Origin of the sequence: Petrotoga sp. Shatin.DS.tank11.9.2.9.3 (assembly GCF_003665005.1) — a bacterium.
GTDB lineage: Bacteria > Thermotogota > Thermotogae > Petrotogales > Petrotogaceae > Petrotoga > Petrotoga mobilis.
The window spans coordinates 64,093-76,224 of the sequence record NZ_JGVT01000004.1; the positions used below are offsets into that span (position 1 = coordinate 64,093).

Below are 12,132 nucleotides of genomic sequence, written 5' to 3' on the forward strand. Positions count from 1 at the left end.
TTTATGGAAAAAAATGTGTACGCAAAAAGTAAAGGAATTGAAAAGACTAAATCTAAAGTCAAGTCTCTGGATATTGTTATAATCATTTTAGTTTTCTTAGCCTTTTTAACCGTTAGCATTTGGCTTACCATCTTTCTTAACTTTGGCAAAAATATTGAAAATTATAAATCCATAATATCCCAATCTCAGATGGAGCTTAATAATATGGAGTCACAGATATCTGCCTTGGATAACCAAATTGACAGATACATAGAGATCTTAAATATCATGGAGAAATAATTCAGCCATGAAACACAAATGGTTATTCTTCACCTTCTTTTTTCTTTCAGGATATGTTTTTCTAATTATCCTCACCTTTGTGTATAATAACCCTTTGGCAAAGGATTTTAACGAATTTTCAGCTTCATTAGAAAATAACAAATATTCAGAACTTGTGGATTCCAATGGAAATTTGATTGTATACAACCAACAAAAATATGAAGCTTGGATCGATTTAGGCTTTATGAAATTACAAAACGACTTTAAAAGAAATAAATATATATTGAATCAAAGGTTTAGTGATGATCAAATAGAAAACATAAAATTTTTAAAATGGGGAACTTATGATACCTATGAAGAAGCTTATATCGATCTAGGAATTTTAAACAAATATTCTAGAATATACCCTGTTACTCAACGTATTTACAATGAATTATTCTCTCTTGATTTACTAGTTGGAAAAGCGAATAAAACCTCTTACGGAATCGAACCTTTTTTATTAGATAATGGGGTATTAAACAGTCAAAAAACAACAAGTTTAAGTATAGATTTGAAAATGCAACAAATAGCATATGAAGAACTTCTAAATACTGTAAAAAAAGAATCCGCAGAAGGCGGAGTTATTGTTGTTATGGAAAGTAAAACAGGTAAGATTAAATCGAGTGTTTCACTTTATCCATGGAATATTGCTTATATGGGGTATATAGAACCAGGTTCCACACTTAAACCATTATTAATTTCTACAGCACTAGATGAACATATAATTAATGCTAATGATAAATTTTATTCAGGATACGAATACTACCCTACAGGCAAAAAAAACTTTAAAGTGACCGAATCTCAAGGTTATGGAATGGGAGAAATCGGGCTGAAGGAAACTCTATCATACTCGTCAAATATAGCGATAGCACAGATGATGGAAAAAATCCTCGAAGAATTTTCTAATCAATGGCTCTATCAAAAGCTTTTAACCTATGGTTTTGGGGAAAAAACAGGGATAGAATTCAAAGGCGAAGTCAATGGGGTAGTCCCTTATCCTGATGATTGGTATGAAATAACCCCTTTTCAGATTGCTCTGGGTCAAGGAATAGGTATCACACCTATACAATTAATATCAGCTTTTAACATAATTCCAAACGGCGGGACGTATGTACAACCAACTTTTTTAGAAGAAAAAGAAATCTCAGAAAGACAAGTTATATCTGAACCTACCGCTAAGATGGTAAAAGAGTGGCTGAGTTATACAGTCATAGAAGGAACAGCCCAAAAAGCCTATAAGGAAGGGTTGAGAATCGGTGGGAAAACCGGCACCGCTCAAAAGGCAGAAAGTGGCGTAGGATACGTTGAAGGTAGCTATTATTCATTGTTTGTTGGTTTTTATCCGGTTGTTGATCCCATATATACTGCTGTTGTTATAATAGATAATCCTAAAGAAGAATTTTATGGTGGAGAAGTAGCTGCACCAGTTTTAACTAACATTTTTTATAGATATGCCAAAGAAAGTAACACAATCCAAAATCAAAAAGTTTTTTATCAAGATATTATGCCTAATTTGACTGGTTATCCTATAACCGAAGCTTACAACATCCTGTTGAACTTAGGAATAAAAGAAAAAAACGTAATAATAACTGGTAATGGTAACACCGTTGTTTCGCAATCTGTTCCACCAGATAAATTCCTAAAAGATCACGAAATCATTCAACTTCATACAAGCGACTGAAGGAGAGGTAAGGTTGCAAAAAATATTAATTTTGGGAAATTCAACTATACAAAAAAGAATCAGAATCGAAGAAATTATTAAAAAATCTCCAAATTCTGAAATAGTTACGTTATCGCCGGAAAATTATGTAGATGAAGAGATCAACAATATTTTCACCATGGGAAGTATCTTTTCAACAAACAGAATCATAATAATTTCAGATTTTGACTCTTTCAAAATACCCTATCAAGAAAAGATGTCTACCTTACTGAAACATTACGAAAGCCCCTTTGAAGGTACACTCATTTTGGATATTCAAAAAGAAAATAAATATCTAAAAGAAATAACTTTCGATAAAAAAATAGAGGCAATGATTCCTCCCCCTTGGAAAGATGAACTGTGGATAGAAATGCTTAAGGATTTTGCAAGCAAGTTAAACAAACAATTAAGTGATGAAACAGCCGAGAAAATAATACAATTTGTTGGGAAAAATGAGGATTTGTTGTATGAGGAAATTAAGAAGCTTTGCATATACTCCAATACGGAAATTATATCTATAAAAGACGTGGAAGATGTTTCTACTTATTTTTCTTCGGCTAATTACGAAGAACTCTGCTATGATTTAGTAACAAAGAAATTATCAAATTCACTAATAAAGCTGCAGTCGATTGTAAAATCTTCTTCATTCTCCCCAATTGCCCTAGCAAATTATTTATATAAGTACTTTTTGGATCTATATGCGGTGATATTAAACGGCGAAAGAAAGACCAATTACAATTGGTCTGAAGTCATGAAAGTCAGCAAAGATAGCATGGTTTCACAACAACGAGTAGCTTCTTTTTTAGGTTTCAATTTTAAAAACGACAAAGTAAAAAAAATCAATGTTGAGAAACTCTACTTCCTTACTTCTATAGAAAAAATAATAATAGATATAGAAGAATTAGATAGATCCTTAAAAACAGGCGGTGACCCTAAAGTACTCTTCCCAAATTTTTTTGAAAAAATATGTTCAGCGTAACTATTATTGACACTTATCTACAATACCACTTATGGATTGGGGTATTTTTATCAGGAACGTAGTTCCCTTGCCTAATTTTGATTTTACCTCTACACTACCTTTGAGCATTTCAAGATTCTTTTTTACAATTGCTAGACCCAATCCGCTTCCAGGTTTATCTTTAGAAACTCTAAAAAATGGTCTAAATATGTCTTTTAATTTATCTTCTGGAATTCCAGGTCCCGTATCTTTTACCTCGATTAGAAAATGTTTTGTATGACTTTCGTAACCTACACGGATATCTATTGAACCTTCTGTGGTGTATTTCATTGCGTTCCCTATTACGTTTACAAGGACTTGATTTAATTTAGTCTCATCTGTTTCAATATCTACTGGTATATCAACGGGAAAATCAAGATTTATTTCAACATCAGGGGATGCTGTCGGCTCTAACATCGATAAAACCTCATATAATAACTTTTTTAAATTTAATTTTTCTAAATTCAATCTCTTCTCTCTATTTAATTTGTTGAAAGTTGAAATATCGTCTAAAAGTGAGTTCATATGTTTAGCAGAAAATAGTATCTTTCTTATGATACTTTTTATCTCATCTTTTTTTAAATCCTCATTGTTCAATATTGTTTCGGCAAATCCTATAATTGAAGTCAAAGGTGTTCTCAATTCATGACTAATAAAACTCAAATAATTAGAATTTGTCTCTACTGTTTCTTTTTCTGAATCCCGTAGGATTTTCAAAGTCAAAAAAATAGATGCTAAATTACTGAACATTCTAAGCATTTTTTTTGAATTATCATCGAAAGAGTCAACATGGAAGCTGTCAATATATATATGCCCAATTACACTGTCTTTATTTTTTAAAGCTGAAATCAAAGTTACCATTTGATTCGTTTCTTTATGTAATTTTTTACTGATTTTGTACAAATCGGTTTCAGGGGAATTGTAATCCAAAATATTCTGAATCTCTATTAAATCTCTGTCCATATAGTTACTTACATATGACTCGTTGAACGGAACAACCATTTCTTTAATTAGATCTTCATCGTAACCAATTCCAACTATGGCTTCATATAATGCTCCCCTAATTAACCAAATAGAACCGTATTCTGCTTCGGGTATGATCTTTATAGCAATTTTTAAAAGCTTTGTTAGAAAATCATTCTCACTTTCGTCCCAATTTATTTCCTGCAAAAGATCTACCATTTCTTGAAAAGTTTCCATAAAAGATTCTTTATCTATTTCTTTTTGCATTTTAGTATAATCCCCCCCATTAATTTTGTAAATCTTCTGTCACTTCTATTGTATCACAAATTAAACAAATAGAGTATTAATTGTTCAAAAATAACAATATGCCCTAAACTTTAAAAATAACTTAAAAAAAGACGAACATTTAATGTTCGTCTTTTCAAAATATGGCGGGGACGACGGGACTCGAACCCGCGGCCACCGGTGTGACAGACCGGCATGATAACCAACTTCACCACGTCCCCATCTTCTGCTCAATTATTTTATCACAAAATTTTCACTTTGTAAAGCCCCCACAAAGATTACTCTTTTATGTATATCTTCCTCTGTAATACTGCCTTACTATAATATCTCTATCCTTGAGCTCATGGGCGGCATATACAGGCCAGTACGGCTGCCTTAAAAGTACCCTCCCCAGTGCAACCATATCCGCTCTCTCGTTTCCTATTATCTCCTCTGCAATTTCTGGACTGGTTATCAAGCCTACAGCCACAGACGGTACCCCTGTTTCCCTTTTTACAGCTTCTGCATAAATTATATGATAGCCAGGATATAAATCTATCCTTGATGATAAAAGACCGCCTGAGCTGCAATCCACAATATCCACAAAGTCTTTTACAAGTTTTACTATCTCTATTGTTTCATTTATGTCAATACCCCCGTCTACAAAATCGGTGGCAGATAAACGCATAAAAACAGGCATATCGTTGGGTATGTTTTTCTTTACTTCAATTAATACTTCCCGCAAAAATTTTACTCTGTTCTCTATTTTGCCTCCATACTCATCACTTCTTTTGTTAGAAAGTGGTGATAAAAATTCATGAATGAGATAACCATGAGCAGCGTGAACTTCTACAGTGTCATAACCAACTTTAACCGCTCTTGCAGCCGAAGTACCAAAAGCTTTAATTATATCTTTAATCTCATTTTTGGTAAGTTCTGATGGAACGGGATATTCGTCACTCCACTTAATACTCGAAGGAGCAACAATCTTTTCGTTTTTCACCTCACATTTTCTTCCAGCATGAGCCAACTGAACACCGATTTTGCCTCCTACAGAATGCACAAAGTCCACCATTTTTTTCAAAGGATCGATTTGACTATCATCCCACAGTCCTAAGTCATTGCCAGTAATTCTACCTCGCCTTTCAACGGCTGTAGCCTCTTGCATGATAAGACCAACACCTCCCACAGCCCTGGTACCATAGTGGACAAAGTGCCAGTCGGTTGGCTTGCCGTCATCACCAGCAGAATACATGCACATAGGCGACATCATGATACGATTGTTAACTTCAAGACTTTTTAGTTTAAATTTGGTGAAAAGTTTAGTCATTCCAACACCTCAGCATAGTTTATTTTTTCTTTTGTATCTTTTTAAAAATCACCAAAATTTATGATTTGGGGCATAAATTTATTTATCCTAAAGAATACGGAAAAGATCCAATAGAAGCAATATGAGCTACTATCAGCAGTACCAGTACAATCACAAACATATACCATTTTGCATGAAACATCCTGAGAGTCTTTTTAAACTTTGAACTTGCTTTTGTAAACCTCATGGTAAAACCTGCAAACACCATCCACCCCATCACAGCTATAAGTATCCAGTGAAATACCGAAGCATACTGCAACATTAAAACGCCATGTACTAAAGCTGCCATAAATGCAGCGATATTTCCTAAATAATGCACATAGTGCCATCTATTTCTCATTTTGTCTAACCATTTCCACTGCTTTTTTGGTGAAACCAATTGATTAATAAGATGAAAAAACACATAAAGATTGGCAATGAAAAAAAGTGCCGCTGCAATCGTTCCCATGGTTAAGCCAAATGATATATTGGCTGGAATCTCTTGCATACCTATTACCCCCTGTTTTCAAATTTATTTCTGAAGCTCATATTCCCTATTTATACAATACTTTGGCAAACATTTAAAAAAATCGCTTCCTTCCAAACTCATGGAGGAAGCCCTGATGCTGATAATTTGATTATACCATATCTTTTTGAAGGTGTGTTATCTTATCACACAAATCCTATATAATGAGTTTCAGCTTCTCCGCCCCGCAGCCCAACCAAAAAAGGGAATGGGACCTCTGCGTACAGTTGACATTTTTGAAATTATATAGTAAAATAAACAATGGAGGGCCTAAAGAATCTCGTGCACGTAATGGTGCTTGGCACTTTAATAGTGCGAAATTCCGCATAAGGTCGGATATTATATTTTTTGATAATCAGGCCCTCCATTTTTGACCCCAAATAGGGGTTTTTTGTATGTATTGTCAACAACGGATTAAGTTGCCGGTGTAGCTCAACGGTAGAGCGGCTCATTCGTAATGAGTAGGTTGGGGGTTCAAATCCCTTCACCGGCTCCACAATATTTTTAGTAATCAAAGCGTCTTGAGACGCTGTTTTGTTTTTATAGGCACTATCAGATTGATAATTGAAAGGAGAATAGGAAGTGATACTCCAAGATTTTGAGAAAAAAATATTTAAATTTATAAGAGACTATAAAATTTTTAACAAATATGATAAAATTCTATTAGGAGTTTCCGGTGGAAAAGATTCAATGTCTTTGCTTCATGTAATGTTTAAATTATCCACAATTATGGGATTTGAAGTATCTGTAGCCCATTTAAACCATTGCATGAGAGAAGAGGCTGATAGTGACGAAGCCTTTGTAAGACGAGTTTGCGAGAAACTAAGTGTACCTTTTTTTTCCAAAAAAGCGGATGTTTTTACATACTCAAAAGAAAACAAGGTAGGCGTTGAAGTAGCGGGGAGAAATTTAAGGTATGAGTTTTTTTATGAAACATTAAGAATGTTAAGTTATAATAAAATAGCAACCGCTCATCATATGGATGATTTATTTGAAACAATGATTTACAGAATTTTGAGAGGAACAGGTATATATGGATTAGGCGGCTTAATCCCTATAGAAGAAGAAATAACAAAACCAATGTTATGTATAGACTTGGAAGAAATCAAAAATTATGTTACAATTAATAATATAGAGTATGTGGAAGATAAGTACAATTATTCTTTGGATTATGCCAGAAATAAGATAAGATATGAATTTACTCCTTTATTTGAGAAGATCAATCCAAGGTACAAAGAAAGTTTCTTTAGACTTGCAAAAATCATTTGGAGTTACAGGGAAGAAGTCAAAAGGAAATTTGAAGAAAGAAGTGAGATCAGTAAAGACTCATTAAAATTAAGATTAGAAAATGACTTTTTCGATGGCGAAATAATAAGAATTGCCTTTTTGAAGTTTGGTAAATATCCTCCAAATATGGAGGAAACAGAGAAAATCATAAAAATGCGCAAGGGTGGAGTAAGAAAGATAAATGGGTTAAGTATAACAAAAAAAAGTGATTCTCTGCTAGTTAAAATTTAATAAACTTATAGAATTGAGAAAAGAGGAGGTCTAGTCTTGCAAAATAAAAGAAACCAATCTAGAGTTCTTTGGCTATTATTAATATATATAACAATAGGTATTTTTATATATGTTGGAGTTAACAGCCTTATCGGTACTCCAGATGTTTCGAAAATAGAATATAGTGAGTTAGTTCAAATGTTGGAAGATAAAAAGATTGTCTCTCTAGAAATAGAAGATTCTGGCTATGCCAGAGCAAGAGATAATAGAGGACTTTATTATGAAACATATGCCCCAACTCTTTTATCAGACCAACAATATGTTTATGGACTTGCAAATCAAGGAATAGAGATTAAATATGTCAGAAGCTTAGAAAACAGTTGGTGGATCTCTATTTTAACGTTTCTTTTGCCTGTTTTCTTACTTATTTTTCTTTTCACCCTTTTGTTTCGATCAAGCGGGGGTGGAGCAAATCAAGGTATGAATTTTATAAAAAGTCCTGCTAAAAAATATGATCCCAAAAAAACCCGCACCACTTTTAATGACGTTGCAGGGGTTAAGGAAGCGAAAGAAGAATTAACAGACGTAGTAAAATTTTTGAAAGATCCAAAGGTTTTTAATAGGCTAGGCGCTAGAATGCCAAAGGGTGTGCTTTTAGTAGGGGAACCAGGCACAGGTAAAACTTTACTTGCTAGAGCAGTGGCTGGAGAGGCAGGTGTACCATTTTTTTATATTAGTGGTTCTGATTTTGTGGAACTTTTTGTTGGGGTAGGAGCAGCAAGAGTTCGAGATCTTTTCAATCAAGCTAAGGCAAACGCACCTGCTATCATTTTTATTGATGAAATAGATGCAGTTGGTAGGCAAAGAGGATCGGGTCTTGGAGGAGGTCATGATGAAAGGGAGCAAACCCTTAACTCCATATTAGTAGAAATGGATGGATTCGATCCAAGTATTGGAATAATAGTTATGGCAGCTACAAATAGGCCTGATGTTCTAGACAAAGCTTTGCTAAGACCTGGAAGATTTGATAAAAAAGTGGTAATTGATAGACCTGATGCCGAAGGAAGGAAGGATATATTAAAGATTCACTTTAGAGGCAAGAAAATAGCCCCCGATGTTGATTTAGAGGTGTTAGCCAGAGCTACTCCTGGATTCGTTGGAGCAGATTTAGAAAATTTAGTCAACGAAGCGGCGCTTTTGGCAGCAAGAAACGGGGAAAAGTTCATAACAATGAAGGATTGCGAAGAAGCTATCGAAAGGGTTATAGTTGGTCCCGAGAGGAAAACGAGAGTGCTTTCCGAACAAGAAAAAGAAGTCGTTGCATATCATGAACTAGGTCATGCTATTTTAGGAACTATCTTACCAAATGCTGACCCTGTACACAAAGTGACAATTATTCCTAGAGGTTACGCGGCCTTAGGGTACACCTTACAGTTACCTTCTGAAGACAGGTATCTGATGAATAAATCTGAAATACTCGATGATATTGCGGTAATGTTAGCTGGTAGAGCCGCAGAAGAAATAATATTCGATGAAATTACCAGCGGAGCCGAAAATGATTTAAAGCGAGCTACAGAAATGGCAAGAAGGATGGTAGAAAGTTTTGGTATGAGCGAAAAAATAGGTCCTGTAGCTTGGGCTAGCGAAAGTGAAGAAACGTTTTTAGCACGTGAACTATTTAGAGAAAAAAACTATTCGGATGAAACTGCAAAAGAACTGGATTCTGAGGTAAAGCAAATAATAAATAAAAGCTATGAAAAGGCTAAATCAGTGTTGTTAGAAAACAAGGAGAAGCTACAATTCATTGCTCAATATCTTTTAAAAAAGGAAACTATCTCAGGACAGGAACTAAGAGACTTATTACAGAAAGATACAGATGACCTAAAGGAATATGTTGAAAATCTTGGAGTATCCTCAACTCAAGAAGAAGCAAAGGTGGTAAACTATGAGTACCTTTCTAGAGAAAATAATCTCATTGAAAGGAAAGGAATTTAATTACTCCTTTAAAGTAAAAGATGAAAGTTATTTATGGTCAGAAGATAACGAAGTTATAAGTTTTCATGCTTTAAGCACCTCTTCTCTTTTAGAAGAAATACATAAATGTACGTATAATATTTTAAAAGATCTTTTGGAAAAAGATCAAGTTTCTGTAGTTTCACATAGTTGCATAGACCATCTGTCCTCTACACCTTATTCTTTTAAGGTATTCATAAAGTTAAAAATAACAGATGTTTCCTACAACAAAGTGCATTTTCAGGGAGAAGCCTTTGATGAAATTAACAAAATCGCAACTTTTGAATTAACTCGAAATATTGTTTCTAAAAAGATCCTGAGAAAAAACTTAAATCAAAAAATGGAGAGTATAAATTTGTCAGGACAAATTTCTGAGCGTTACACATGAAGATGAGTCTTAGTTAAATAAGTTAACCAAAAAAATATCCCAAAGGGGGGAAAGAAAAGTGGCAAAAAAAAGTATTATGATAGTAGAAGACGATCCGGCGATCTCTGAAATGTTATCTTTGAACTTGACCAAAGAAGGTTACGAAGTAATAACGGCTGTGTCTGCTGATGAGGCTTTAAAGAAATTAGAGGAAAAAGATACCGACTTTTTCATAGTGGATATTATGTTACCAGGTTCAATGGATGGATTTGATTTAATTAGAATCTTGAAATCCAGCGAAGATTATCGCAATACGCCCGTACTCATATTGAGTGCCAAAGATGATGCTGCTGATAAAGTAGCTGGGTTAGAACTTGGTAGCGATGATTATGTCACTAAACCTTTTAATGTAAGAGAACTAATTGCAAGAATTAAAAGCATATTTAGGAGACAAGCTGCATCAGCTCAAATGAAAGAAGAAGGACCCAAAAAAATTACAGCCAAAGATTTAATTATCGACACTGAAAGATTAGAAGTTTGGGTAGGGGGAAATCCAGTCAGCCTTACCCCGTTGGAGTTCGATTTGTTAGTTTTTCTTGCTAAAAATGAAGGAAAAGTCTTTAGTCGAGATGTATTGTTGGATAAATTGTGGGGTTATGACTACTACGGAGATACAAGAACAGTAGACGTTCATATCAGAAGGTTGAGAACAAAGATCGAAGAAGATCCTTCTAATCCAAAATACATAATTACAGTAAGAGGGAAAGGATACAAATTCAGAGATCCTGGAAAGGAAAGAAACTACTAAATATTCAATGGCAGAGGGTAATACCTCTGCCTTTTTTCCAATTGGATTTTATTAATAAACTAGGTGAAAATATTGGTCAATATATATATTATCGTTATTTTATTGCTTATTATCACAAATATTTTATTTATATATGCTTATTCAAAAAAGAGAAAAGAAGAAAAGGCTCATCAACGGTTTAAAAATGAGATTGCAAAAAGCATAAATATAAATATAAAAAATCCTGTTGATGATTTTCTTTTGCATCAACTAACTTTGTATATTAAAAATTTAGAAGAAAAATACAAATCCGAAAAATACAAAAGAAGGAACATATTTTCGATTCTAGATACCCTTTCCGAAGGAATAATATTGGTTTCTTATAATCAAAATGAAATTATCAGGGTGGATTTCGCTAATTCTTTTGCCAAAAATATTTTCACAACAGAAAATTTTGTCGGTAGGTCATTAACAGAGGTAGTTGACAATCACAATCTCATTGAATTGACTTTAAAAAGTTTTAAAACTAATAAAGATTTGGAAGAAGAAACTTCATTCTATTATCCAGAAAAAAAATACTTCAGATGTCAAGTTAAATCAATAAATGTTGAAAATTATAGAGTTATTATTTTGTTAGATATCACGAAAGAAAAAAATTTAGAAGATCTAAGAAGGGAATTCTTAACCATCATGTCGCATGAAATGCGGACACCTTTATCTGTTATAAGCGGATACTTAGAAACGATATTGCACGAACCTAATTTAGACGAAGAAATTTATCAACCACTAAAAAAAATAGAAGAAGAAATATCGAGATTAACCAGAATGTTTAACGATCTTTTAGATATAGAGAGATTGGAAAAAAATATAGGCGAAGAAAAAAGATTTGTATATTTCAATTTTTCTAATACGGTAAAGAGAGCCTTTGATTTCTTTAAAATTGTTGCTGATAAGATGTCCATTGAGTTTGAAGAACAAATAGAAGATGATCTATACGTTTTCGGTAATGAAGATAGACTCCTTCAGGTAGTGTATAATATTTTAGACAATTCTTTTAAATTCACAGCTTTAAAGGAAAAAGGCGAAAAGAAAGTATGGTTAAGATTGTACGAAAATGACAATACTATAATTTTGGAAATTGAAGATACAGGAATAGGCATACCTTCAAAAGAGTTAAAAAGGATTTTCGATCTATTTTACAGAGTAGACAAATCGAGAAGCAGGCAAGTACCAGGCTTGGGGATTGGTTTGTACATAGTCAAAACTGTTTTGGATAACCACAATGCAAGAATATATTTAGACAGTGAAGAAAACAACGGTACATTGTTTCAAGTCATCCTTCCTATCAAAACAAATAATGAAACGGAGGTTTAA

At 33.5% G+C, this 12,132-nt stretch carries 11 protein-coding genes and 2 tRNA genes; 9 read left to right on the plus strand and 4 right to left on the minus strand.

The features are described from left to right. The first annotated feature begins 3 nt into the window (after positions 1–3). The 3 genes from BZ25_RS04395 to BZ25_RS04405 are packed head-to-tail and all read left to right on the plus strand — an operon-like array spanning position 4 to position 2,975. Positions 4–279: a hypothetical protein gene (locus tag BZ25_RS04395; protein WP_103064665.1), complete on the plus strand. Its 276-nt coding sequence runs from the start codon at positions 4–6 to the stop codon at positions 277–279. Positions 280–286: 7 nt separating this feature from the next. After that, a complete protein-coding gene (locus BZ25_RS04400) occupies positions 287–1,978 on the plus strand; it encodes a penicillin-binding transpeptidase domain-containing protein (RefSeq protein WP_121514926.1) in 1,692 nt (563 codons plus the stop codon). A gap of 13 nt (positions 1,979–1,991) precedes the next feature. Beyond that, positions 1,992–2,975: a DNA polymerase III subunit delta gene (locus tag BZ25_RS04405; RefSeq protein WP_121514927.1), complete on the plus strand. Its 984-nt coding sequence runs from the start codon at positions 1,992–1,994 to the stop codon at positions 2,973–2,975. A gap of 3 nt (positions 2,976–2,978) precedes the next feature. Here the strand turns inward: BZ25_RS04405 and BZ25_RS04410 are convergent, their stop codons facing one another. The 4 genes from BZ25_RS04410 to BZ25_RS04425 form a co-directional block, all read right to left on the minus strand. Further along, positions 2,979–4,223 carry a HAMP domain-containing sensor histidine kinase gene (locus BZ25_RS04410; RefSeq protein WP_121514928.1) on the minus strand — a complete coding sequence of 415 codons (1,245 nt, stop codon included), beginning with the start codon at positions 4,221–4,223 and terminating at the stop codon, positions 2,979–2,981. A gap of 162 nt (positions 4,224–4,385) precedes the next feature. Further along, positions 4,386–4,462, minus strand: a tRNA-Asp gene (locus BZ25_RS04415). Positions 4,463–4,527: 65 nt separating this feature from the next. Further along, a complete protein-coding gene (gene namA / locus BZ25_RS04420) occupies positions 4,528–5,550 on the minus strand; it encodes an NADPH dehydrogenase NamA (RefSeq protein WP_121514929.1) in 1,023 nt (340 codons plus the stop codon). Positions 5,551–5,632: 82 nt separating this feature from the next. After that, positions 5,633–6,076, minus strand: a complete 444-nt coding sequence (locus tag BZ25_RS04425; RefSeq protein ID WP_121514930.1) for a hypothetical protein — start codon at positions 6,074–6,076, stop codon at positions 5,633–5,635. Positions 6,077–6,515: 439 nt separating this feature from the next. Here BZ25_RS04425 and BZ25_RS04430 point away from each other — a divergent pair. The 6 genes from BZ25_RS04430 (at position 6,516) to BZ25_RS04455 (ending at position 12,132) form a co-directional block, all read left to right on the plus strand. Next, positions 6,516–6,590 (plus strand) — tRNA-Thr (locus BZ25_RS04430). 86 nt (positions 6,591–6,676) lie between these two features. Next, positions 6,677–7,612: a tRNA lysidine(34) synthetase TilS gene (gene tilS / locus BZ25_RS04435; RefSeq protein ID WP_121514931.1), complete on the plus strand. Its 936-nt coding sequence runs from the start codon at positions 6,677–6,679 to the stop codon at positions 7,610–7,612. Between the two features lie 36 nt (positions 7,613–7,648). Then, a complete protein-coding gene (gene ftsH, locus BZ25_RS04440) occupies positions 7,649–9,586 on the plus strand; it encodes an ATP-dependent zinc metalloprotease FtsH (RefSeq protein ID WP_121514932.1) in 1,938 nt (645 codons plus the stop codon). After that, entirely contained in the window at positions 9,537–9,992 is a 456-nt protein-coding gene (locus tag BZ25_RS04445) for a thioesterase family protein (RefSeq protein ID WP_049755269.1), read from the plus strand. The genes ftsH and BZ25_RS04445 overlap by 50 nt, the downstream gene beginning before the upstream one ends. A gap of 58 nt (positions 9,993–10,050) precedes the next feature. Next, positions 10,051–10,779 (plus strand): response regulator transcription factor, encoded by a 729-nt coding sequence (locus tag BZ25_RS04450; RefSeq protein WP_012208701.1) that lies wholly within the window; start codon positions 10,051–10,053, stop codon positions 10,777–10,779. 72 nt (positions 10,780–10,851) lie between these two features. Beyond that, a complete protein-coding gene (locus tag BZ25_RS04455) occupies positions 10,852–12,132 on the plus strand; it encodes an ATP-binding protein (RefSeq protein WP_121514933.1) in 1,281 nt (426 codons plus the stop codon).